This is a genomic window from Hymenobacter cellulosilyticus, from assembly GCF_022919215.1.
Lineage (GTDB): Bacteria > Bacteroidota > Bacteroidia > Cytophagales > Hymenobacteraceae > Hymenobacter > Hymenobacter cellulosilyticus.
The window spans coordinates 2,119,608-2,143,553 of the sequence record NZ_CP095046.1 but is presented as its reverse complement, the minus strand read 5'-3'; the positions used below and the strand labels follow the sequence as shown (position 1 = coordinate 2,143,553).

Below are 23,946 nucleotides of genomic sequence, written 5' to 3'. Positions count from 1 at the left end.
GAGGAAGCTCGCGTGCAATGGTAATCTTAATTACTGCTGCGGTAGACATGCTCCTGCTATGCGGACGCCGCCAGATCCAGCGTGACGTCCTTCTCCAAAAACGCCTAACACCCTCAGCACGCGAGATGCTTCGGCTGCGCCTCTGCATGACGGTCAACCTAGTGGGCAGGCTTTTTAGCAGCACCTGCCACTCGTTAACAGCCCTATCATGATTGCAGAAACCTTTATACGGCGCCCCGTCACGGCCATTGTCACCTCCCTGGTGATTGTGCTGGTCGGGGTGCTGGCCATCCTGAGCTTGCCCGTGGGGCAGTATCCGGAGATTACGCCGCCCACGGTATCAGTGAGTGGTACCTACACCGGCGCCGACGCTCAAACCGTGGAGCAAACCGTGGCCACGCCCGTGGAAGTGCAGGTAAACGGCACGCCGGGCATGACCTACCTGCAAAGCAACAGCACCAGCAATGGGCAGATGAGCATGACGGTGAACTTCGAAGTAGGCACCGACATCAACATCGCCGCCCTCGACGTGCAAAACCGCGTGGGCATTGCCCAGCCTACCCTGCCGCAGGAAGTGCAGCGCCTGGGCCTGGTGGTGCGCAAGCGGAACCCCAGCATTTTGATGCTGGTGGCCATGTACGCCCCCAAAGGCTCCCACAACACGACTTTCCTCGACAACTACGCCAACGTCTTTATCAAGGACGCCCTGCTGCGCACCAAGGGCGTGGGCGACATCGTGAGCAGGGCCGACGACTTCTCGATGCGCGTGTGGCTTAACCCCGACAAGCTCAGTCAACTGGGCGTGACGGCTCAGGAAGTAACGGCCGCCATTCAGGAGCAGAACGCCCAGATTGCGGCCGGCTCCATCGGGGCCCCGCCCGCCCAGACCGGGCAAACGTTCGAGTACATCGTGTTCGTGAAAGGCCGCCTGACCACCACCGAGGAGTTTGGCAACATCGTGGTAAAAACCCGGCCCGACGACGGCTCGGTGGTGTACCTCAAGGATGTGGCCCGCCTGGAGCTGGGCAAGTTCAACTATGCTTCGAACTCCTTCGTGGACGGCAAGCGCGCCGCTTACCTGCTCGTGTACCAGGCTCCCGGGGCTAACGCCCTGGACACCTACGAGAACGTGGTAACGACGATGAACCAGCTGAAAAAGCAGTTTCCCACCGACCTCGACTACGTGATTCCCTTCGAGTCGGCTTCGGTGGTGAAAGTGTCCATCAACGAGGTGCTGCACACCCTGGTCGAGGCCCTGATTCTGGTAATCATCGTGGTGTACCTGTTCCTGCAAAGCTGGCGTTCCACCCTAATTCCGGTGCTGGCCATTCCGGTGTCCATCATCGGCACATTTATCTTCTTTATCCCGCTGGGCTTCACGATTAATACCCTGACCATGTTCGGCTTCGTGCTGGCCATCGGTATCGTGGTCGACGACGCCATTGTGGTGGTGGAAGCCGTGGAGCACAACATGAACGAGCGGGGCCTCTCGCCTCTGGACGCTACGCTGGCGGCCATGCGCGAGATTTCCGCCCCGTTATTGCCATTGCTCTGATTCTGGCGGCGGTATTCGTGCCCGTAGGCTTTATTCCCGGCATCACCGGCCGCCTCTACCAGCAGTTTGCCATTACCATCGCCATTTCGGTGATTATCTCGGCTTTCGTGGCCTTGTCGCTCACGCCGGCCCTGTGCGTGCTGCTGCTCAAGCCCCACAAGCGCGACGAAAACTCGACCGGCCTTGACAAGTTCTTCTACAAGTTCAACACCTGGTTTGACCGGGTGACGGGCAAGTACGGCAACGGCGTGCAGCGCGGCATCAAGAATTCGCGCCTGGTGGTCATTATCCTGCTTTGCATCGTGGCCGGCACGGGACTCCTGTTTAAGAACAAGGCCGGCGGCTTTATCCCAACCGAGGACGAAGGCCGCCTGATTGTGACCTTCAACCTGCCCGAAGCCTCCTCGACCGAGCGCACGGTGAGCACCCTAAACGAGATTATGAAGGAGCTGGGCCAGATCAAAGGCATCCGGCACTACGCGGGCTTGGGTGGTCTGAACGCGGTAAACTTCTCGTCCAAGTCGAACAGCGGCACCGTGTTTTGCCAGCTAGAGCCCTGGGAAGACCGCAAGGACAAGGAAGTACAGCTCCAGGGCCTGATTGCCACGGTCACCCAACGCCTGAGCCGCCTCAAAGAAGCCAACGTGGTGGTTATTTCCCCACCCGCTATTCCGGGCCTGGGCAACACCGGCGGCTTTAGCTTCGTGCTGCAGGAGCGTGAGGCCGGTGGCGACATCAAGAACTTCGACGCCCAGCTCCAGAACTTCCTGGGCGCCCTGCGCAAGCGGCCCGAAATTGCGGCGCCCTTCTCGTTCTTCACCGCCAACACGCCCGGCTACCAGCTCACCATCGACCGGGAGAAAGCCAAGAAGCTCGGCGTTTCCATTTCCGACATTGGCACGGCCCTGCGCACCTACTTAGGCTCGGCTTACGTGAACGACTTCACTGTGTATGGCCGCAACTTCCGCGTCGTGACCCAGGCCGACAGCATGTACCGCGCCGACATCTCGAACCTGGGCCAGTACTACGTGCGCAACTCCTCGGGTGGCATGGTACCGCTCAGCACACTCACCAGCTACAAGCGCACCGAGTCGGCCCCGCTGATTTCGCACTACAACCTGTTCCGCTCGGCCGAAATCAACGGTAATGCCGCTCCCGGCTACTCCTCCGGCGACGCCATTGCGGCCCTGAAAGAGGTGGCCGACCAGAGCCTGCCCCAGGGCTACGGCTACGAATTCTCGGGTCTGACGCGGGAAGAGCAACTGGCCAGCGGGCAAACGGTCTACATCTTCGCCCTGTCCATTGCCTTCGTGTTCCTGTTTTTGGCGGCCTTATACGAAAGCTGGTCGGTGCCCTTCTCGGTGCTGCTGGCCGTGCCCCTGGGCGCTTTCGGCGCTATTTTGGCCCTCACGTTTTTGCCCAAGCTGACCAACAACGTCTACGCCCAGATTGGTTTGATTACCCTGATTGGCTTGTCGGCCAAAAACGCCATTCTGATTATCGAATTCGCCAAAGAGCGGGTGGACAAGGGCATGCCGCTGGTCGATGCCACGCTCGAAGCCGTACGTCTGCGCCTGCGCCCCATCGTGATGACCTCGTTGGCCTTTATTCTGGGCGTGCTGCCGCTGGTATTTGCCTCCGGGGCCGGCGCCCAGAGCCGGCAAACCATCGGCTGGACGGTATTGGGCGGCATGCTCTCGGCTACGATTCTGGCTATTTTCATCGTGCCGGTGTTGTATGTCTTGATTACCCGCCTGGCCTACGGCAAAGCCAAGCTGGCCGAGATGGAAGCCAACTACAAGCCCGACGATGAGCACGGCGGCCACCACGACCAGGACCGCCTCAACCCTGGCCCCGACGACCCCAAGCTCTTGCCCGCGCATTAAGCATGGCCAAAAATAAAATGAGCCGTTAATCGTCCGTCATGCTGAGCTTGCCGAAGCATCTCTACCGCAGTGGTAATTAATTTTACTTCTACAGTAGAGATGCTTCGGCAAGCTCAGCATGACGTTCTGTTTTACCCGAACTAGATTTCCGCCCCATGCCCGATACTCCCGAAGCCTCTCTCCCCACTCCCGCTCAGTTCGATGCCCTGGTTCGCGCCCGGCGCAGCATCCAAACGGTGCAGTTCGAGCCCGGCCGCGTAGTGCCCGACGACATTGTGCAACAAATGCTGGAAAACGCCAACTGGGCCCTACCCACAAGCGCACCGAGCCCTGGCGCTTCGTGGTGTTTAAGGGCGCTGGGCTGGCAAAGCTGGCTGAGTTTCAGTCGGAGCTGTACCGGCAGCAGGCCGGCGAGTTTGTGGACGAGAAGAAAGCCCAGAAGCTGGCCCAGAATCCGCTGCTGGCCTCGCACTTTTACCTGGGCTACGTGGCCCAGCAGCCCGGCCGCAACCTGCGCAAGCCCATTGCGGAGAAAGTAACCTGGGTGACGGAGTAAGACACCACATAAAAAAAGCCCGCTGTACGCAGCGGGCTTTTTTTATGCGGCTAGACGCCGATACTTATTCGACCACGAGGCGGACGGCGTGCTGGCCGGCGCGCACCAAGTACAAGCCGGCTGGCAGCCCCTGCAAATCCAGCGGCGCAGTGCCGGCAGCAAAGCGGCGCAGCACCTGGCCTTGCAGGCTCAGTAGCTCCACCGCGGTGCTGGCCGGGGCGCCCAGCAGCTGCACCGTACCCGTAGCCGGGTTGGGCACTAGCTGTACTGTGACTGGCCCACCAGCAACGAACCGCACTGGCGAATAGCTTTCGCGCCCGTCGTTGTCCTGCTGCACGAGGCGGTAGTAAGCAGCTCCAGCTTCCTGGTCGGAATAGCTGTAGCGGTAGGCGGCAGTGCTGGTACCCTGGCCGGGCACGAAGCCCAGGCGCTGCCAGCTGCGGCCGTCGTAGGATTTCTGCACCCCAAAGCCGGCATTATTCAGCTCCTGGGCGGTTGCCCAGCGCAGCTGCACCTGCGCCGGACTGCTGCGCTGGGCCGTGAATTGTACCAGCTCCACGGGCAGCGGCTGCACCGAGAGCAGCGGGCTCACCCGGTCGAAGCGGGTGCTCAGGGTGGTGGTGCCGTCGCCGAGCTGGCCAAAGTTGTTGGAGCCCGTGCTCAGGAAGCCGAAGCCTTGTGAGGTGCGTGCCAGGGTGTGGTTCTGGCCGGCGGCTACCTGGCGCCAGTCGGTGCGGAGCGTGACTTCCTGCACGGGGCTGTTTTTTTCGACGATGGTGCCGTCGCCGAGCTGGCCGGTGCCGGTGTTATAGCCCCACGTCCACAGCGTGCCGTCGGCGCGCAGGGCGGCGGTATGATAAAAACCAGCACTGACCTGCACCCAGGTGGCAGCACCCAGCTGGGCGGGCGCATTGCGGACCGTCGTAGTGCCGTCGCCGAGCTGGCCGGAGGAGTTGAAACCCCAGGTCCAGAGCGTCCCGTTGGCTTGCAGAGCGGCGCTGTGGTTGTTGCCGGCGCTGACCTGGGTCCAGTTGGTTTCGGTACCAATCTGCACGGGGCTGCTACGCCGGTTGGTGGTGCCGTCGCCGAGTTGGCTGCCGCCGTTGTTGCCCCAGGCCCAGAGCGTCCCGTTGGCCTGCAAGGCTAGGTTGTGGTTGTTGCCGGCGCTGATCTGTACCCAGTTGGTACCGGTACCGACTCGTACTGGGCTGAGGCGTTGGGTAAGTGTTCCGTCACCGAGCTGCCCGTCGACGTTGTAGCCCCAGGTCCAAAGCGTCCCGTTGGCTTTCAGAGCCGCGCTATGGTACTCGCCGGCGCTGACCTGGGTCCAGTTGGTTTCGGTACCAATTTGTACCGGGCTGGTTTTGTCATCCTGGGTACCGTCGCCGAGGCGGCCCTGGCTGTTGTTGCCCCAGGCCCAGAGCGTGCCATCGGCGCGCACGGCCAGCGTGTGGCTGCTCCCGGTGCTCACCTGTACCCAATTGGTAGCGGTACCTACCGGCGCAGGTCGGCTGTTGGCGGTAAAGCTGGTGGTGCCGTTGCCGAGTTGGCCTCTGTTGTTGTTACCCCACATCACCAGCACCCCATTGGGCCGAATGCCGGCACTAAAGGAGCTACGCGAAGCGGCTAGGCTAAGCGTAACCAGGGCCGCATCGGCCTGCTGAGGGGTAGTTACATACCCAGGAGTCTCGTAGCCTAGCCCAAGCCGGCCGGTACCGTTGTCGCCCCAGGTCCAGAGGGTGCCATCGGCCCGAACGGCAGCCGTATTGGCACTGCCGGTGCTGACCTGCGTCCAATTAGTAGCCGTACCGATCTGCACGGGGCTGAATTCACGGGTGGTAGTACCGGTGCCAAGCTGGCCGTTGCCATTGCTACCCCAGGCCCAGAGCGTCCCATCGGCGCGCACGGCCAGCGTGTGCGTATCACCGGCACTGACTTGCGCCCAGGTACTGGTGCCGATCTGCACGGGGCTGATCCGTTGGGTGGTGGTGCCGTCGCCGAGTTGGGTATTTCCATTGCTGCCCAGGCCCAGAGGGTGCCATCGGGGCGCACGGCCATTGTATGAAAGCTGCCGGCACTGACCTGCGCCCAGGTGGCCGTGCCGATCTGGGCCGGGCTGAGTTTTCGTACGAGAGTACCGTCGCCGAGCTGACCGTAGCTATTGTTGCCCCAGGTCCACAGGGTACCGTCGGCCTGTAAGGCTACCGTGTGGGAGGCTCCGGCGCTGACCCGCGTCCAGGTGGTAGCCGAGCCGATCTGCACGGGACTGGTTTTGTTGACCAGCGTCCCGTCGCCGAGCTGACCGCTGTCATTGCTGCCCCAGGCCCACAGGGTACCGTCGGCGCGCACGGCCAGCGTGTGCGTATCACCGGCACTGACTTGGAGCCAGGTGCTGGTGCCGATCTGCACAGGGCTGGTCCGCGGGGTGGTGGTACCGTCGCCGAGCTGACCGTAGCCGTTGTCGCCCCAGGTCCAGAGCGTGCCATCGGCCCGCAAGCCTACCGTGTGGTAGAGTCCCCGCTGACCTGGGCCCAGGTGGCCGTGCCGATCTGGGCCGGGCTGAGTCTTCGTACGATGGTACCGTCGCCGAGCTGACCGAAGCTATTGTGCCCCCAGCCCCAGAGCGTACCGCTGGAACCAAGGGCCATGGTGTTTTCGGAGGAGACATCAACAGACGCCCAGGTAGTAGCGCTGCCTACCTGCATGGGAGCTGGGTGCACGGAGCCAACCGTCTTCCCGTCGCCGAGCTGGCCGAAGCTGTTGTCGCCCCAGGCCCAGAGGGTGCCATCGGCCCGCAAGCCTACCGTGTAGGCAGAACCGGTGCTAACCCGGGCCCAGGTCGTGCCGGTGCCGGTTTGTACGGGTCTGATTCTGTTGGCCAGAGTGCCGTCGCCGAGCTGCCCACCGCCATTATATCCCCATGCCCAGAGGGTGCCGTCGGCCTGCACGGCTAGCGTGTGGTAGTCGCCAGCACTGGCCTGGGTCCACGTGGTGCCCGTGCCAATCTGCACGGGGCTATTGCGCTGGGTGAGCGTCCCGTCGCCGACCTGACCGTTAAGATTGAACCCCCAGGCCCAAAGTGTCCCGTCGGCGCGCAGGGCCACGGTATGAAAGTCGCCGGCATCTACCTGGGTCCAGGTGGTAGCCGTACTGATCTGCACGGGGCTCGTTCTGCGGAAACCCGTCCCGTCGCCAAGCTGGCCGTTGCTGTTACTGCCCCAGGCCCAGAGGGTGCCATCGGCCCGTACGGCCAGTGTGTGCGCGTTGCCGGCATCTACCTGGGTCCACGTGGTGCCCGTGCCGATCTGCACGGGGAGGCTTTTATTTACCAGCGTGCCGTCGCCGAGCTGACCGTTGTCGTTGTTGCCCCAGGCCCAGAGCGTGCCGTCGGTGCGCAGGGCCACGGTGTGAAATCTGCCGGCACTAACCTGCGCCCAGGTGGCCGCCGTGCCGATTTGGGTGGGCGTAGAGCGTCGGGTGGTGGTGCCGTCCCCGAGTTGGGCGTAGTCATTGTTGCCCCAGGTCCAGAGGGTGCCATCGGCCCGCACGGCGGCCGTGTAGCCATTGCCCACGCTGACCTGTACCCAGGTAGTCGCCGTACCGGCCTGGGTTGGCGCGGTCCGGTTGGTGGTAGTACCGTCGCCGAGCTGGCCGTAGTTGTTGCTGCCCCAGGCCCAGAGCGTCCCGTCTGGATGGATAGAGGCCGTGTGGTTGTTACCGGCATCGAAGGTGCCGCTCAGCACCTGGGCTGAAGCCAGGGGCGTGAGCAGCAAGAGCCAGGCCCATACGGTTAGGGCCAGGCGAAAAGAGAAGAAGTGTTTCATGCAATAAGGATAGTGGGCATCCGTCGGATAAGCCGGCAAAGTTCTGCTAAAGAATATTGGCAACCTAGTTACCCGGGGTGTTGCGCTATTGGCTATTTCTGCTAATATTTCCAGGACTTACCGCTACCCTATCCGCCTGGCCCGGGCCCGTTACACACCGTGCTTATCCCCTGCCCCGGCCCTTTTTCTTACTATCTTCTTTCTTCTTATTATCCCATTATGTACGCCGAACGGTACGACAATCATTTCCGCCGCCTGCAAGCCTCGCGCGACACGCTGGCCACCTTTGCCGACTTCACCCTGGAGGCCCTCAAGCCCGCCGCCGTGGACAAGCTCCTGCGCGACGAGCGCCCCGCCCTGCAGGCCGCCCTCGACGCCTTCCGCGGGGGCCTGAGCGGGCGCACCACCGGCCACGGGCAGCGCCAGAGCGGCACCCAAACCGAAGACCAGGCCTTCGAAAGCCTTAAAAAGCTGGTGCAGGCTACCGACAAGAAGCTGCTCCAGCCCCGCTTCTACGACCACCCCACCGAGAAGGCCCTCTTCTACCCCGACAAGCTCAAGGGCCTGACCGAGGCTCCCAAAACCAAGCGCCTGACGCGCTTCACGGCCTACGTGCAGCAGCTGGAAAACCACCCCGACGCGGCCCTGCAGGCTGTCGGTGCCCAGGCCAAAGCTCTTCTCTCGGCCTACACTACCGCCACGGCCGTCAAGAACCAGGGTACTAAGGCCGTAAAAGACACGATATCGGCCCTGGGCCCCGATGCCCAGACCCTGGCCGACGCCCTGTGGGCCGTGCATTGCGCCGCTCTCTACGTGCACCGCCAAGAGCCCGCCAAGGCCCCGGCTTACTTCAACTACGACCTGCTGCCGAAGCGCAACACCCAGCGGACGACTAAAGGCACTAATACGCCTGCTGCTCCGGTACTGGCTGGCTAGCTCTTGCACCGGTGCAAGCTGCCTTCAGCCCGGGCGGCATACGTCCTGCACCGGTGCAGATAGGGTCCGGCCCCGTCGGTATAGGCTCTGCACCGGTGCAAGATGCCCGCAGCCCCCTCGGCAGACGTCTTGCACCGGTGCAGAGAGCCTACTGCCCCTCGGCAAGTCTTCTGCACCGGTGCAAGGACTGTTCAGCCAGGAGGTGCGGCGGGGTACTACGCACAAAAAGCCCGCCGGCTTCGTGCCGACGGGGCTTTTTGTGTGCCTATAACAGGTTGTTACGGCTTAGCTGAGCGTGTCTTTGATGTTGCCGATGATGGTGTCGGTCAGGGTCATCTGCTCGGTTTGGGCGTGGCCTTCGGGCACGGGTGGGGCCAGCTTGGGCTCCCCGCCCAGGGGCTGGGCCTTCAGGATGTGGAACTGGCCCTTGCCGTCGATGGACTGGCCTTCCGTCCAGCGGCCGGCGGGCGTGCTGCCGTCGCCTGAGTTGATGTAGGTGCTTACGAAGGCGTAGTTGAAGTCCTGCACTTCCTGAGACTGAGGGAAGGAGTTCGGGATGGGGTGAATGCCCTGCACGCCGCCCAGCTCTTCGAGCACGGCCAGCCACTGGTTCTGGTGCATCGTGTCGCGGGCAATGAGGAAGCTAAGCATGTCCTTCATGCCGGGGTCGTCGGTCATTTCCCAGAGGCGGGTAGCCAGCACGCGGCCGGTGCTTTCGGCCATTACGTTGGCGTACATGTCGGCGGCGGTGTTGCCGCTGCCTACCACCCAGGAGCCGTTGAAGGGCACCCCGTTGGCGTCGACGGCCATAGCGGCCAGGCCCGAGGAGAGGAAGTGGCGGGGGTCCATGCCACCCATCACAGCCCCGATCATCTTGTCCTTGGCCATCTCGTCCTTCAGGCTCGTGGGGGCGCCTTCCAGGTTCAGGGCCACGGCCGTGGCCAGCATCTCGATGTGGGCCATTTCCTCGGTGCCCGTTTCGAGCAGCATGTCACGGTACTTCACGGGGCCGCGGTTGCCCCAGGCTTGGAACAGATACTGCAAACACACGCGAATCTCGCCCTCGATGCCGCCAATGGCCTGCTGAAGCATGCGGGCAAACGCTGGGTTGGGCTTCTCGACCCGCACTTTGTACTGGAGTTCTCTATCGTGATAAAACATAGTGGTGAAATGGTTTTTGGTAAGAGTGCGAAACCCCGAACTGCCGGGGCTGGACTTCTTTACGGGCCCTTCTAGCCGAATAATGCCCGACAAATACGGGTTTTGCGGTTGGCTGAATACGGAATTGCCTCCGTATTAAAAACCATTATTAGCTTTTGGCTATATAAAGTTCGGGTTGCCCTTAACTTCCTGCCTCTTGCCCTGTTTTGCAGCGCCCACCAGCAGCTCAACCACGCGGCAGCGGTGGTTGCAGTCACCTTTTGCCCGCCCTGCCGACGGGCTTGACACCCTGCGTAGGCCCCGGGCTTAGGGCCGTCAGGTCGAGCAAAGCGCGACATCTAGCGGGCATTAGTATCACTTGTCCTGAGTCCAGCCAAGAACCTTATGATAGGAGCATGAAGCATCACCACCATAGTCACTCCTATCCGGTGACATCCTTGCAGACTCCGGATGGTCGGCAGGAGGCTACTGTGGTTATCCCGCCCGAAGCAAACTAAGCTAACTAGTAAAACCTACCAACCCTTACCACAGTATATACTAAAAAAGTTAGTAATTGTGATTGCAAGCTGCTACCTTAGAGTTCGAATCCAACGCCTCTGCCATGTCTGACTTTGCGTATGCCTATGCCCGCCCTTCCGCGCTGGAAACCCGTCCGGAAGGCAATTCCCTGCTGTTGTCCGCCTTTGCCGAAGAGCAGGCCGCTACTGATACCGGCTCGGCCTGCTTTTTCTGGGGCCGCCTCCGTGACTCCTGGCTGGCAGCCCGGGGCCTAAGCACCTTAGCAAAAGTAGTGGCCTCCCGCTTCGTGCCCCAGAGTGCCGCCCTGCGCGACCCTATCGTGACGGCCGGGGCCGGGCAGCTGCGCTTCGAGGCCTTTTCGTCGTGCAACGGCGTCTACGCCCGCCTCGATTTGAACTCCGAAGCCCTGGACGGAGAGTTTCTGAGCAGCGGCACCACCAACGTCGACTTCAACGAGCCCATGGTCAACGCCCTAGCCCGCATTGCCCGTACCGAGCCGGTTATCCTGTCGGTGGGCGACAAGGAAGTAACCCTGGAGCGGGCCGCCGGCAAGGTAGTGGAGCGCAAAGTGGCCCTGCCCGAGCGGTGGATCAAGGGCCTGACCAGCGTGCAGGCCTACCTGGCCTTGATGGAGGAAAAGCTGCGCCTGACCCGCGTGCAGGCCCTGCAACTGGTGCAAGGGCTGCCGGCCGGCACCGCCAAAACCGACTTTTTCCTGGTGCTGCGCGGCCCCCGCCCCAGCTTCTCGCCCGTGGGCAGCCCCGGGGCCGTGCGGGTGGGCGGCGTGCACCGGCTGCGGCTGCTGGAGGGACTGCTGCCGCTCTGCGAGGCCCTGCGCGTGTTTACCACCCCCGACGGGCAGTCCTCGGCCTTTGTGCTGGAGCTGGGCGGCGGGCAGCGGTTTCTGCTGGCCTTGTCGGCCGACGTGTGGCGGGGCTTCTCGGGGAAGGCAACCAACTCGATACCCTGATGGAGGAGCTGCCCGCCGAGTGGGTGGCGGGGGCCAACCGCCTGTTCCGCGGCAACGAGGTCTTCAACCCCAGCCTGTTTGCCCTGGAAAACAACCTAGCGCCCAACACCGTGGACCGCCTCTGCGCCAGCCTCTCGGCCATGGGTCTGCTGGGCTTCGACCTGGCCGACAACCAGCACTTCTACCGCCGCCTGCCCTTCAAGCTGAACCGCATCCTGAGTTTGAATCCCCGCCTGAAAAATGCCCGGGCCCTGCTCGACGCTGCCGACGACGTGCAGCTGGTAAGCGTGGGCGCCGGGGGCCGCACTGAGGCCCGGGTGCGGGGCACCGACGTGTGGCACACCGTGGTGGTGGGCGGCCCGGAGCCGGCCCGCTGCACCTGTCCCTGGTTTAGCGGGCATCAGGGGCAGCGCGGGCCCTGCAAGCATATTCTGGCAGCCCAAATGCGCTTTGCCTAACTACCGCCGGCTGCCTGCGGGCGGCATCTATTCCGTATTTATCTGACTGCTAACTACCTTGCCGCGTATGGCTGCTGTTGAAACATTCGAACATATTATCCGGCACCAAAGCCCCGGGAGCTGGTTCCCTTCCTGCTGGCCTTGCCCAAAACCGATGTTATTCCGGTCCGGCGCCAAACGACCAAGCTCAAGAAAGAACTGGAGGCCATCGTCCAGCTCAAGCCCAATACCTGGGGCAGCCGCATCACGCGCAACCAGAGTGTGATGCTGTTTTTGAGTGGCCTGCGCACCTATTCCCGCAAGGAAGCTCTGACCAACAACTTCACAGGCTGGTGGCCCGAGCTGACTAATGACACCCACTTCTGGCAGGTTCTGGAGCACACCCGCCCCGACTGGGTGTTTGACTGGCTACAGCGGTGGTCGACCAGCAACCAGTGGTACAAGCCCAGCTACCGGCTGCTGCGCCAGCTCGAAGACCGGCAGATTATTCCTTATGACGCCCGACTCTTCAGCACCTCGGTGCCCGGGCTGATTGGTGATATGTGCAAACCGCTGTGTGAAACCGAACCCGTACCGGCCCAGGCCGAAAAAGTCCTGGCCCAGCAGCTGAGCACCGACCCGGTGCTGCTCACCCGGGACCTGCCGCTGGTGTTCGACTTCGATTCAAGCATCGACTCCCATAGCGGCAGCGTGCAGCTGACCATGGACAAGAAGAAGTGGAACTGGAAAGAGCCCCTTACCTGGCAGACCTGGTCCGAGAAGCACCCGCGCCAGCTGATTACCTGGTTGGATATTATCCGGGAGCTGGTGCAGTCGGGCCACCTCGACCGCGCCGACCTGCTCACCCGCAGTCTGCTGGCCTTGCGCCGCGACTTCCGCCGGCCCTTGCTGACGTGGTTTAAAAACCTGTTTGAGGCCTTGCAGCCCACGGTATCCGAACGGCTGAGCCGGCAAAACGAACTAGTGGAACTGCTGGCCCACCCGCTGCCGCTGGTCGTCAACTTTGCCCTCGACCAGCTCAAGAGCCTCTGGACTGAACCTGACTTCGACGCCGCGCCGCTGCTGCTGTACGCCGAAGGGCTGATGCCCCGGCAGGATTTGAAAACGACCCTGCGGACGTTGCTGGGCGCGTTTGAAAAGCTCGTGAAGCGCCAGCCAACCCTGGCCCCGACCATCGCCCGGCTGGCCTGCCTGGCTCTGACCAATGCCGATGCCGGGGTGCAGGAGCGGGCGGCTAAGCTGCTGGCCGGCCTGCTCGGCGCCAAAAAACCCGTGCTCGATGCCGCCGAAGCCGAGGAAACAACGGCCACCATCGGCCTCTACACCGACCTGCTCAGCGCCGCCGCCCGCACTACCCTGAGCAGCTTCCTGGTAGCGGCCCCGGATTCGGCCCCAACGGCCGCGACTTACCTCCCGCTGCCCGAGTTTGTGCCCGAACTATCGGCGGCTACGGCCATTACCCCAGTAGCCGACTGGCACGAGCTGCTTTTTCTCACGGGCCAGGTGGTGCAGCACAACGAGCCGGCCGCTACCGAGCGGTGGCTCGATGGGCTGCTGCGCCTGCGCGGGCAGTATCCGGCGGACTATGCCCAGCAACTGCGTCCCTATTTATTGCAGGCCCTGCCCTGGAATCTGAAAGGCAAAACCGAAGAAGAAACCGCCACTCTGCTACGCGAGGTTAGCTTCAGCACAGGCCGCAACGGGCGGCGGGAGTTGCTGTCGGCCTTGCTTATCAGCTGGTATCAGGGCTTTACGGAAGCCCGGGTGCGGCGCGTCGGCCTGCACGACCAGCAATACAGCAACCCCGACCCGCTGTTGCGGGTAGAGCAGCAGCGCCTGGCCTCCGTCGAAGAGCAGCTCCGCGCCGGCGCGGCCACCTTGCCGCTGCTGAGCACCCCTAGCCACGCCCCGCACTGGGTAGCGCCTTCGGTGTTGGTTGAAAAGCTGCTGGCTTATGAAGCCGCCGACCGCACGCCCGACGCCGCCGACTTGGCCCTGGCCTTGGCCCGCACGGCTTTCCGGAACGAGCAGGATGCCGCCCCGGCCCGGGCGTTGCTACCACAGGTGCGGCACGCTGAGCTGCGGGCCCTGCTGAGCTGGTTTCTGGCTCCGGCCGTCGTGGTGCAACCTATGCCTCCGCTGCCGCCCGTCAGCGGGGAGGCGGTATCGGTTGTGAAGGCTGTCGTAAAGAAGTTTGGTCAGCTAAATCCTTTCCGGCAGGCCTCCTCCGACTTGCCCCCGACTCCCCTGGCCGAGGCCCTGCCCTGGCTGTGGGCCGTAGCGGGCCGTACCCGCCACCCCGCCGCCGAGCTGCCGGAGTTGCTGCCGCTGACTTCCTGCCCCGGCGTAGCAGCCCCGTGGCAGCCGCAGTGGGAGTTTGTGCAAAAGTCCAACACCTACAAGCAAACCTGGAACAAGGACCAACCGGAAGTAACCGTTGTGTGGCAGGAACTCAACGTTATTACCAAGCACCCCGATAAACGCCCGCCTTCCCCATTGCTGTTGTATTCCCAGCACGCAGGCCTGCGCCTTACCAATCAGTACTATCTATGGTCTATTGTACCGGATGTAGCGTTCCTGCTTACGCTGATGCCTAACAACCCGGCGCCGCTGCACTGGCATTTGCTACGCACTGCCTGCGCCTACCGCACAAACAATCAGGGCGGGGAAGGACGGGGCGTTGTAGAAGCTTTTCTGCACTCCCTGCTGGGCGCCGGCTCCGCCTTTGATGAAAGCACCACCGTGTTGCTAGCCATGGGCCTTGTGCACAACGCGCCGATGTGCCGGGCGCTGGCGCTGGAAGTACTGTTGTCGGCCATTGCCACGGCCCGTCTGCAGCTGGCAGCGCTGGGCGAGGCCTTGGGCAAAACCCTGGCCGTGGAGTTTGCTCCGCTGCAGCGCCTAACCGACCTGCTGGCCCAGACCCGCGCCATCGACCCACTCACCGACGACGCAGTGCGGCAGCTGCTGGATGTGCTGCTGCCAGCCCTACCCGCTGTGCCCCTGCGCAACACCCGCAAGCTCATCGAAACCTACGCCGACCTGCGGGGCCGCACCGGGCAGCCCGTACCGCCGGCCGTGCAAAGCCGCCTGCGTGAGTGGAGCACCTCGGCCACGCTGAAAAAGGCCGCCGCCAGCCTGGTTTCTGCGTAGCAAAGCCCGTATCCTCTCGTACATTTCGTTTTCAACCCTGGCTCGTTTATGAAAACGCTCGTTCTGACCGCCCTACTCGGTTTGTTTGCCCACACTATGTCTGCCCAAAGCATCATTTCGCTCTATTCGGGCACCATTCCTAACTCCATTGCCACCAACCTGCAGGAAAGCACCATGACGGTAGCCAGTGGCGGGGTGCGGGTTTCGGACGTGGTGCAGCCCACGCTGCAGGTGTTTCGACCTGCCAAGGAAAAGGCCAACGGCACGGCCGTCATTATCTGCCCCGGCGGCGGCTACGTGCGCCTAGCCATGGACCACGAAGGCACCGATGTAGCCAAGCGGCTAAACGAAATGGGCATCACGGCCTTTGTGCTCAAGTACCGCCTGCCCAACGACCAAACCCAGCCCGACAAAACCACCGCCCGCTGCTGGACGCCCAGCAGGCCCTGCGCCTAGTACGGCAGCGGGCAACGGAGTTTGGTGTTAATCCGAACCGAGTGGGCATTATGGGCTTTTCGGCCGGCGGCCATTTGGCTTCCACGGCCGGCACCCACTTCACCACCCCGGCCGGCGACACGAAGGACAATACCTCCGTGCGGCCCGACTTCCTGGTGTTGCTCTACCCCGTTATCAGCTTCACCGACAACCTGGCCCACGGCGGCTCCCGCAAAAGCCTGCTCGGCGACGCGCCTACGACCGAGCAAGTTCGGCTTTACTCCAACGAGCAGCAGGTCACGGCCCAGACGCCCCAACCTTTCTGGTGCACGCCGCCGACGACAAAACCGTGGTAGTGCAGAATAGCCTGCGTTTCTACGAAGCCTGCCTGCAAGCCGGCGTACCGGCCGAAATGCACCTCTATCCCAAGGGCGGCCACGGCTTCGGCATGAATAACAAGACCACGAAGGATAACTGGACAGACCGGCTGCAAAACTGGCTCGACGCCAATGGCTGGCTCGTCAAGTAGCGCAGGAGGCCGGTTTTCTGAAGTATAGAAGCGGCAAATCCTGCTGAGCTTTCTTTCCGTATAGGTTTTGGCACTGCGCCGGGCGGCAGCCGTACTGGCACGGTGCTTGCAAAACACCTCATCACAACTGAAGAAGTGTTTCTGAAACCTTAAAGTAGCTAGTCATGAAAAAGGTCAGTTTGATTCTCGCCCTGGTAATATTCTTCTCTGCTGTATACAGCAACCTGGCCCAGGCGCAAAACGGAAAATGGAGCCCTCAGGCTAAAGGTGCAGTTATTGGTGGTCTTGGCGGTGCCGCTGCCGGTGCCATCATTCACAAGCGCAACCGCGCTGTGGGTGGCGTAGTAGGTGGTGTAGCTGGTGCCGGCGTGGGTTATGCCATTGGTAAGCGCACCGACAACAAGCGCAAGGAAGCCGCCCGCGTGGCCGCTGCCAACCAGGCTGCCGCCAACCGCGCCGCCGAAGCCCGCGCCGAGCGTGCTGCTCTGGCCCGCCGCGTAGCCGCCGCCGAAAAGAAAGCTGACCTGGCCGCTCAGGCCCAGAAACAACAGCAGCAGTATCCCGTAGTGGCCAATGGCTTTGCTGCCAACACGCCAATGATGCTGACTGCTGCTAACGGTCCGGTAGCCGCTGGTTACCTGCCCAACGAGTCGTACGGTGACCGTAACAAGGCCTACTCGACCTCGGAAGTTCGTCGCAAGAGCTGGTAAGTCCGGACTTTGCTTAGTTTCGCCGACTCCAGCCCCTGTGCCGGAGTCGGCGAAATTGTTTCCATCCCTCACCAAACCCTTAGACTTTATGAAGTCCCTTCTTTGGATGATGCCCTTGACGGTAGTTCTGGCCTCTTCCTGCACCAAAACCGCGGAAACGCCCGCCACCACGGTAACAGCCCAGGCGCTCAACCAGCAGTTTATCAGCGCCTGGAACAGCAAAAACGCCATTCAGCTCGACACCCTGTTCGCCGACGACGTACACTTCCTGCAGGGTGAAACCCACTTCCAGGGCAAATCGGAAGTATCGAACCGCTGGGTGCGCGAAACAATGGGCACGATTTCCAACCTGCGCCTCAACGTTGCCTCTTCCGGCACCGACGCGCAGACGGCCTACGAAGGCGGCACTTACCAGGTCGACGTAATTCCGACTACGCCCGGCACACCGATGGGCATTGGCGAAGGCAACTTTATCCTGCTTTGGAAAAAGAACCCCAAAGGTGCCTGGAAGCTTAGCTACGCCCAGCTCGAAGGCTTGCCGGTGCGGGTACGGTAGAACCCCTACTATATAAGACGGAAAAAGCCCCGGCAGGATTTGTCGGGGCTTTTCTGTTTTTGGCACAAGCTTGCTTACACTTCCGTGGGCCGCGTCAGATATTCTTCTCCATGGTAGACCACGGCCATGTCCTGCTCTTCTTCCTGAGTAAACAGGCGGGAACGAATCAGAAACCGGACGCCCAGTGGGATTTCCAGAGAGAAGCTCGCGCCCCGGCCCTTCACTACGTCTACCGTGAGTTGGGTGTGTTTCCAGTACTCAAACTGCGAAGCGCTCATGAAAAAGTCACAGCCGTGAATCTGGCCCAGCCACACGTCGTTGGTGCCCACGCGAAACTCACCCTTGGCAAAGCACATGGGCGAAGACCCGTCGCAGCAGCCGCCACTCTGGTGAAACATCAGCGGGCCATGCTCCTCGCGCAGCAGGTCAATGACAGCTTCGGCGGCGGGTGTAACAAGTACGCGGGAGTTGGGGCTGAGACATGGGAATACACATTTGTCATTGCGAGGCAGAGCCGAAGCAATCCGTCCTCTGAAATGTAGAAAGCTTTCTTCTACCAGAAAGCCCTTTCCCGCGTGCAACGAGAAAGGGTTTTCTGGTAGAAGGTCATTGGTCACGAGCAGAGGACGGATTGCTTCGTCATGCTTCCTCGCAATGACAGATGGAAAACTTTCCTGTTAAAAGAAGCCCAGCGGCTTCTGGCTGTAGCTGATGAGCATGTTCTTGTTCTGCCGGTAGTGGGCCAGCATCATCTTGTGGTTTTCGCGGCCGAAACCCGATGCCTTATAGCCGCCAAAAGGTGCTCCGGCGGGGTAGTCGTGGTAGCAGTTGACCCACACGCGGCCGGCTTGAATGGCGCGGGGCACGGTGTAAAGCTCGTGCGCGTCGCGAGTCCAGACGCCGGCGCCGAGGCCGTAGAGCGTGTCGTTGGCAATTTCAATAGCTTCTTCCATGGTTTTGAAGGTCGTCACGGACACTACTGGGCCGAAGATTTCCTCCTGGAAGATGCGCATCTTGTTGTGGCCCCGGAACACGGTAGGCTGGATGTAGTAGCCTTCGGCCAAGGCCCCGTCTTCCTGGTGGTAAGCGTCGCCACCACACAGTACTTCGGCTCCTTCGGCCTTACCGATTTCCAGGTAGCTCAGGATTTTCTCGAACTGGTCGTTGCTGGCCTGGGCGCCCATCATGGTTTCCATATCTAACGGGTTGCCGAGCTTAATGGCTTTCACGCGGGCAATGACGCGCTCCATAAACTCGTCGTAGATGTCTTCGTGCACGAGCATGCGCGAGGGACAGGTACAGATTTCGCCTTGGTTCAGGGCAAACATCACGGCGCCTTCAATGGCCTTGTCGAGGAAGTCGTCGTCGGCATCCATCACCGATTTGAAGAACACGTTCGGCGACTTGCCGCCCAGCTCCATGGTCACCGGAATCAGGTTTTCGGCCGCGTACTGCATAATCAGGCGGCCAGTGGTGGTTTCGCCGGTGAAGGAAGCCTTCTGAATCCGGGGCGAGGACGCCAGAGGTTTGCCCGCTTCCAAACCGAAGCCATTCACGACGTTGACCACACCGGCGGGCAGCAAATCCTGGAGCAGCTCCATGAGCACCATAATGGAGGCGGGCGTCTGCTCGGCGGGCTTCATCACCACGGTGCAGCCGGCGGCCAGGGCCGGGGCCAGCTTCCAGGTCGCCATTAGCAGCGGGAAGTTCCAGGGAATAATCTGCCCAATGACCCCCAGCGGCTCGTTGATGTTCATTGAGACGGTGGTGCTGTTGAGCTCGGTCACGTTGCCTTCCTCGGCCCGAATCACGCTGGCGAAGTAGCGGAAATGGTCGATAACCAGCGGCAAGTCGGCGTAGGTGGTTTCACGGATGGCCTTGCCGTTTTCCACCGTCTCGACGGCGGCCAGGAAAGCCAGGTTTTCCTCGATGCGGTTGGCAATCTTGTTCAGGATGTTGCTGCGCTCGGTAGCGGAGGTCTTGCCCCAGGTTTTGAACGCCTCGTGGGCGGCATCCAGGGCCAACTCAATATCTTCCTTCGAGCTCCGGGCCACCTTACAAAAGGCCTTGCCATCGATGGGCGACGGGTTTTCGAAGTACTGACCCTTCACCGGCGCCACCCATTTGCCACCGATAAAGTTGTCGTAGTGCGATTTGAACTGAGGACGGTCGACGAGGGTGACGGGTTTTTCTAACGTTTCCATGCGGTGAATGTTTATGAGTGATTACTTACTCACAAGATAGCTTCAGAAATTGCCGGAAAAGATGTAGTATTCTCTCAACAAGCTCGGGAATAATCGCAAGTTGCCTTCGCCGTTTTCATCCTACCTCCTGTTGCCATGAATCAACGCCTGCTGCCCGCCCTACACTCGCCCCAAGACCTCAGCACCCTGGTCGAAAACCGCACCCTGTACTCGCTCGACGCCTTTGAGCTCAACATCTTCGAAACCCACCAAACCGCGCAGCGCGTGCCCCTGAGCATGGGCAGCCTGGTCTTGACCACGATGCTGCGAGGCAAAAAAGTAATGCACCTCTCGGGCCAGCCCGCCTTCGATTACCTGCCGGGTGAGTCGGTGATTGTGGGCGAACAGCAGCTGATGGAAATCGACTTCCCCGAAGCCACCCTCGACAACCCCACCCAATGCCTGGCCGTGGCCATTCCCGCCGACACCATCCGCAGCACCGTGGACTTGCTCAACGAGCGGCTACCGCTGGCCGAAGACCACGCCCCTGGCATCTGGACACGCATCATAACGCCCACCTGACCAACACGCCCGAGCTGACCGGCACCCTGGAGCGCCTGATTCACTTGTCGCAGGAAACCCACGCGGCCAAGGACGTGCTGGCCGGCTTCACCCTGCAGGAGCTGCTGATCCGGCTGATGCAAACCAACGCCCGCCAGCTGATTTTCAACCACTACGCCCAGCACCTGACCTCCCACCGCTTTGCCCAGGTGGTACAGTACATCAAGCGCCACTTTACCGAGCAGATTACCGTGGAAAAGCTCAGCGAGCTGGCCTGCATGAGTAAAGCCACGTTTTTCCGCCTGTTCAAGCGCGAATTTGGCCTCACGCCAGTCGAGTACATTATTCAGGAGCGGCTGGCCGAAGCCAAGCGCCTGCTGCGCAACCCGGTAGCCACGGTGGCCGACGTCTGCTTCCGGGCCGGCTTCAACAACCCGGCCTATTTCCAGACGATATTCAAGAAGTACGAGGGTATCACGCCGGGGCTGTATAAAAAGCAGTGCAGTTTGGGTTGAAATCGTGGCTTATTGCAGCCATTAGGGGCAGAACGGTTACTTTCACGCAGAACCACACTCTCCCCTTTCTCTGCTTCCCGTGAAGAAAACCCTGATCCTGAGCGTCAGCTTACTGGCTGCTACGGCCAGCTGGGCCCAGCAAGCGCCCCGCCCGGCGGCCGGCGCCGAGCCCGCCCTCCCCTACCGCGCCACCGATACCAAAATCAACGCGCTGGTGCACACCAAGCTCGACGTGGGCTTCGACTACGCCAAACGCCACCTCAATGGCAAGGCCTGGCTTACGCTCAAGCCCTACGCCTACGCCACCGACTCCCTGCGCCTCGACGCCAAGGGCTTTGACATTAAAACGGTAGCCTTAGTGGATGGCAGCACCCAGACGCCGCTCAAGTACGACTACGCCGACCAGAATAACCTGCGCATCAGCCTGGGCCGGATGATGCCGGTGGGCACGCCCTACACCGTGTATATCGAGTACACGGCCAAGCCCGACGAGCTCAAGGTGAAAGGCAGCGCGGCCATTACCGACGCCAAGGGTCTGTATTTTATCAACCCCGACAGCGCCGTGAAGGGCAAGCCGGTGCAGATCTGGACCCAGGGCGAGACGGAAGCTTCCTCGGCCTGGTTTCCGACCATCGACCGGCCCAACCAGAAGACGACTTCGGAAATCAGCATGACGGTGCCCGCCAAGTACGTCACGCTCAGCAACGGGCGGATGACGGGCTCCACGCCGGCCGGCACCGGGCTACGCACCGACACCTGGAAGATGGAAATGCCCCACGCGCCCTACCTGTTTATGATGGCCGTGGGCGACTTTAAAATCTACGAGGACAAGTGGCGCGACAAGGCGGTGACCTATTATCTGGAGCCCAAGTACGCACCCTTCGCCAAGCAGATTTTCGGCGACACGCCCGAAATGATGGAGTTCTTCTCCAAGCGCCTCGGCGTGGATTACCCCTGGAACAAGTACGCCCAGATTGTAGCCCGCGACTACGTGAGCGGGGCCATGGAAAATACCACAGCCACGCTGCACGGCGAGTTTCTGCAGATGAACGCCCGGGAGCTGCTCGACCGGGAGTACGCCAACAATCAGTCGGTTATTGCCCACGAGCTGTTTCACCAGTGGTTTGGCGACTACGTGACGGCCGAAAGCTGGAGCAATCTGACGGTGAACGAGTCGATGGCTGACATGAGCGAGGCGCTGTGGGCCGAGCACAAGTACGGCAAGGAAGCCGCCGACGCCCACCGCGCCCAGTACATCCGCAACTACCTCAACAACCCCAATAACTACTCCAAGGACCTCGTGCGCTTCCACTATGGCGACAAAGAGGAAATGTTTGACGGGGTAACGTACCAGAAGGGCGGCGCCATTCAGGACATGCTGCGCACCTACCTTGGCGACGACGTGTACTTCGCTGGCCTGAATCAGTACTTGAAACAGAATGCCCTTGGCAACGGCGAAGCCCACCAGCTACGCCTGGCCATGGAAGCCGCCTCGGGCCGCGACCTGAACTGGTTTTTCAACCAGTGGTACTATGGCAGCGGTCACCCCGAAGTCAGCATCGACTACGCCTGGGACGCGGCCAAAAAAGTGCAGAGCGTGACGCTGAAGCAAACCCAGGAAGGGCCCGTGTTTCAGCTGCCGCTGGCCGTGGATGTGTACGTGAACGGCAAGCCCGAGCGCCACATGGTGACCATGCGCCAAGCCACCGAAACCTTCCAGTTTGCGGCCAGCGCCAAGCCCGAGCTGGTCAATGTGGATGCTACCAAGCTCACGGTGTGGCTTAAAAAGGACAATAAGCCCTTGTCGGAATACGTGTACCAGTACAGCCACGCCCCGCTGTTCCTGGACCGGCGCGAGGCTATTATAGCTGCCAAGGACAAGCAGGACGATGCCGCCGCCCGCACCTTGCTGGTAAAGGCTATGTCCGACAAGTTCTACAACCTGCGCTCCGTCGCCATTACGGCCCTGAACCTGGAAAACAAGGCCACCGTGAAAGCCGCAGCTCCGGCGCTACGCAAGCTGGCCGCCACCGATCCGCAGAACTCGGTGCGGGCCAACGCCCTGGACGCCTTGGCTAAGCTCAAGGATAAAAAGGACGAGAAGCTCTTTACCCAGCAGCTCAAGAACGAGTCATACCAAGTGAGCGGGGCGGCCCTGAGCGGCCTGGCCGCCGTAGCTCCGGCTAAGGCGCTAACTCAGGCCAAAGCGTTGGAGGCGACGGAAAATCAGAATATGCTGGCCGCCGTTATCGGGGTGTACGCGGCCCAGGGCGGCGATGCCCAGTGGAATTTCGTACGCGACAAGTTTGACGCAGCCCCGCTACAGGGTCGCTTCGGCTTGCTCGAAGGCCTTTCGAACATGCTCGTACGCCTCGATGACCCAGCCAACTTCAATCAGGGCGTAGACCGGGTACGCGACCTGGCCATTCAGTTTAAGCCCCAGGGAGCCGCCGAGCCCCTCATTGGCCTCTTGCAAAGCGTGAAGCAGCGCAAAACCACCGGTCCCAATGTGCAGCAAGCCCAGCAGGCCATCGACAAAGCCGTGGAGGCTATTCAGCAGGCTAAGTAGATTTCCAGCGGCTTGCTGATTCGCAAAAAGTCCCTTCACTACACAGTGAAGGGACTTTTTTTGTATTTTCTCCACCTGTCATCCTGAGCTTAGCGAAGGACCTTCCTCTTCTACCCCACTACGGGTGGTACCAACACCCAAACCCTTTTTCCTGACAATGACAAAGGATTTTGGGCGCTGAACAAAGCTTGTCACTTAGGAAAGGAAGGTCCTTCGCTAAGCTCAGGATGACAGAATAAATAACATCAGCACGCGAGATGTCTCCCTGGTCGACATGACGGCCTGTGGCCAGACAAGCGGGCTGCTCACCCCTCATAGGAAATAGCGGCTACTTCCACCACTTCCTCTTTCGGACCCAGCTTTAGCGTGACGGTTTTGCCCAGCTTGACTCCGATAACGGCGCGGGCAATGGGCGCTACAAACGCCACTTTGCCGGACGCTACGGAGGCTTCGTCCACGCCAACAATGGTAAACTTTCGCTCAAAACCCACTTTGCCCCACTCTGGGTGCGTAGCGTGACGGTAGCGCCGAAGCGCACTTCCTTGGGCGGCTGGGTTTTGGGGTCGACTACTTTGGCGCTGGCAATGCGGCTGGTCAGGTCGCTGATGCGGCCGTTGTAGACGGACAGCAGCCGGGTTCGGTCGGCGTCGTTGTCGCGGTTGGCTTCGGCCTGGGTCCGCTCGGCCTCAAGCGTAGCAAGTTCCTGCCGCAGTAGCTCCAGGCCCTGAGGCGTGACGTAGTTGGGCGTATTGGGCGGCAAGGCGGCCCGGGGCGGAATAATGGTCGGCGCCTGAACGTCGTCCTCTTTGGTAAATGCGCGGCTCATACTACAGCTAAACGCAAAGGCCGAAAACACGGTTGTTTTCGGCT

19 protein-coding genes and 3 pseudogenes are annotated in these 23,946 nt (G+C 61.4%); 14 read left to right on the top strand and 8 right to left on the bottom strand.

The window, feature by feature from the left end:
- The first annotated feature begins 208 nt into the window (after window positions 1-208).
- Both MUN79_RS10480 and MUN79_RS10475 read left to right on the top strand, forming a co-directional pair.
- Window positions 209-3,441, top strand: a pseudogene (locus MUN79_RS10480) (efflux RND transporter permease subunit).
- Window positions 3,442-3,784: 343 nt separating this feature from the next.
- Window positions 3,785-3,997 carry a hypothetical protein gene (locus MUN79_RS10475; RefSeq protein WP_244677603.1) on the top strand — a complete coding sequence of 71 codons (213 nt, stop codon included), beginning with the start codon at window positions 3,785-3,787 and terminating at the stop codon, window positions 3,995-3,997.
- A gap of 64 nt (window positions 3,998-4,061) precedes the next feature.
- Here the strand turns inward: MUN79_RS10475 and MUN79_RS10470 are convergent, their stop codons facing one another.
- From MUN79_RS10470 to MUN79_RS10460, 3 genes and pseudogenes are all read right to left on the bottom strand, one after another.
- The gene (locus tag MUN79_RS10470; protein WP_375378251.1) at window positions 4,062-5,972 is read right to left on the bottom strand and encodes an RCC1 domain-containing protein; all 1,911 of its coding nucleotides are present in this window, start codon (window positions 5,970-5,972) and stop codon (window positions 4,062-4,064) included.
- A 53-nt stretch (window positions 5,973-6,025) separates the two neighbouring features.
- Window positions 6,026-6,493, bottom strand: a pseudogene (locus tag MUN79_RS10465) (RCC1 domain-containing protein); the annotation flags it as partial.
- 2 nt (window positions 6,494-6,495) lie between these two features.
- Window positions 6,496-7,821: an RCC1 domain-containing protein gene (locus tag MUN79_RS10460; protein WP_244677602.1), complete on the bottom strand. Its 1,326-nt coding sequence runs from the start codon at window positions 7,819-7,821 to the stop codon at window positions 6,496-6,498.
- A 219-nt stretch (window positions 7,822-8,040) separates the two neighbouring features.
- Here MUN79_RS10460 and MUN79_RS10455 point away from each other — a divergent pair, with 219 nt between their 5' ends.
- Window positions 8,041-8,757 (top strand): hypothetical protein, encoded by a 717-nt coding sequence (locus tag MUN79_RS10455; protein WP_244677601.1) that lies wholly within the window; start codon window positions 8,041-8,043, stop codon window positions 8,755-8,757.
- A 285-nt stretch (window positions 8,758-9,042) separates the two neighbouring features.
- On the opposite strand, the gene MUN79_RS10450 is transcribed toward MUN79_RS10455, so the two are convergent.
- Window positions 9,043-9,918, bottom strand: a complete 876-nt coding sequence (locus tag MUN79_RS10450; RefSeq protein ID WP_244677600.1) for a manganese catalase family protein — start codon at window positions 9,916-9,918, stop codon at window positions 9,043-9,045.
- Between the two features lie 601 nt (window positions 9,919-10,519).
- Between MUN79_RS10450 and MUN79_RS10445 the strand changes: the two genes are divergently transcribed.
- From MUN79_RS10445 to MUN79_RS10410, 8 genes and pseudogenes are all read left to right on the top strand, one after another.
- Complete coding sequence (locus MUN79_RS10445; protein ID WP_244677599.1) at window positions 10,520-11,407, top strand: hypothetical protein; 888 nt, start codon at window positions 10,520-10,522, stop codon at window positions 11,405-11,407.
- The gene (locus MUN79_RS10440; protein ID WP_244677598.1) at window positions 11,365-11,865 is read left to right on the top strand and encodes an SWIM zinc finger family protein; all 501 of its coding nucleotides are present in this window, start codon (window positions 11,365-11,367) and stop codon (window positions 11,863-11,865) included. The genes MUN79_RS10445 and MUN79_RS10440 overlap by 43 nt, the downstream gene beginning before the upstream one ends.
- An 84-nt stretch (window positions 11,866-11,949) precedes the next feature.
- Window positions 11,950-15,018 (top strand): DUF6493 family protein, encoded by a 3,069-nt coding sequence (locus tag MUN79_RS10435; protein ID WP_311136772.1) that lies wholly within the window; start codon window positions 11,950-11,952, stop codon window positions 15,016-15,018.
- 48 nt (window positions 15,019-15,066) lie between these two features.
- On the top strand, window positions 15,067-15,474 hold the full coding sequence (locus MUN79_RS10430; protein ID WP_244677596.1) for an alpha/beta hydrolase: 408 nt from the start codon (window positions 15,067-15,069) through the stop codon (window positions 15,472-15,474).
- Window positions 15,444-15,809, top strand: coding sequence for an alpha/beta hydrolase (locus tag MUN79_RS10425; RefSeq protein WP_311136771.1), 366 nt, complete (start codon window positions 15,444-15,446; stop codon window positions 15,807-15,809). Before MUN79_RS10430 ends, MUN79_RS10425 begins: the two co-directional genes overlap by 31 nt.
- A pseudogene (locus MUN79_RS10420) lies at window positions 15,758-15,982 on the top strand (alpha/beta hydrolase); the annotation flags it as partial. The gene MUN79_RS10425 and the pseudogene MUN79_RS10420, both read left to right, overlap by 52 nt.
- 164 nt (window positions 15,983-16,146) lie before the next feature.
- Window positions 16,147-16,692: a YMGG-like glycine zipper-containing protein gene (locus tag MUN79_RS10415; RefSeq protein WP_244677595.1), complete on the top strand. Its 546-nt coding sequence runs from the start codon at window positions 16,147-16,149 to the stop codon at window positions 16,690-16,692.
- An 88-nt stretch (window positions 16,693-16,780) separates the two neighbouring features.
- Window positions 16,781-17,248, top strand: coding sequence for a YybH family protein (locus MUN79_RS10410; protein ID WP_244677594.1), 468 nt, complete (start codon window positions 16,781-16,783; stop codon window positions 17,246-17,248).
- A 74-nt stretch (window positions 17,249-17,322) separates the two neighbouring features.
- On the opposite strand, the gene MUN79_RS10405 is transcribed toward MUN79_RS10410, so the two are convergent.
- Window positions 17,323-17,760 (bottom strand): DUF779 domain-containing protein, encoded by a 438-nt coding sequence (locus MUN79_RS10405; RefSeq protein WP_244678309.1) that lies wholly within the window; start codon window positions 17,758-17,760, stop codon window positions 17,323-17,325.
- A 165-nt stretch (window positions 17,761-17,925) separates the two neighbouring features.
- Window positions 17,926-19,452, bottom strand: a complete 1,527-nt coding sequence (locus MUN79_RS10400) for an aldehyde dehydrogenase family protein (RefSeq protein ID WP_244677593.1) — start codon at window positions 19,450-19,452, stop codon at window positions 17,926-17,928.
- A 135-nt stretch (window positions 19,453-19,587) separates the two neighbouring features.
- Between MUN79_RS10400 and MUN79_RS10395 the strand changes: the two genes are divergently transcribed.
- From MUN79_RS10395 to MUN79_RS10385, 3 genes are all read left to right on the top strand, one after another.
- The gene (locus tag MUN79_RS10395) at window positions 19,588-20,013 is read left to right on the top strand and encodes an AraC family transcriptional regulator (RefSeq protein WP_244677592.1); all 426 of its coding nucleotides are present in this window, start codon (window positions 19,588-19,590) and stop codon (window positions 20,011-20,013) included.
- 44 nt (window positions 20,014-20,057) lie between these two features.
- Complete coding sequence (locus MUN79_RS29980) at window positions 20,058-20,507, top strand: helix-turn-helix transcriptional regulator (protein ID WP_511177084.1); 450 nt, start codon at window positions 20,058-20,060, stop codon at window positions 20,505-20,507.
- Between the two features lie 79 nt (window positions 20,508-20,586).
- Window positions 20,587-23,076: a M1 family metallopeptidase gene (locus tag MUN79_RS10385; protein ID WP_244677591.1), complete on the top strand. Its 2,490-nt coding sequence runs from the start codon at window positions 20,587-20,589 to the stop codon at window positions 23,074-23,076.
- A 305-nt stretch (window positions 23,077-23,381) separates the two neighbouring features.
- Here MUN79_RS10385 and MUN79_RS30870 read toward each other — a convergent pair whose 3' ends face one another.
- Window positions 23,382-23,534 carry a GreA/GreB family elongation factor gene (locus MUN79_RS30870; RefSeq protein ID WP_311136707.1) on the bottom strand — a complete coding sequence of 51 codons (153 nt, stop codon included), beginning with the start codon at window positions 23,532-23,534 and terminating at the stop codon, window positions 23,382-23,384.
- Window positions 23,516-23,902 carry a GreA/GreB family elongation factor gene (locus tag MUN79_RS10380; RefSeq protein ID WP_311136706.1) on the bottom strand — a complete coding sequence of 129 codons (387 nt, stop codon included), beginning with the start codon at window positions 23,900-23,902 and terminating at the stop codon, window positions 23,516-23,518. Before MUN79_RS10380 ends, MUN79_RS30870 begins: the two co-directional genes overlap by 19 nt.
- Window positions 23,903-23,946: the final 44 nt, after the last annotated feature.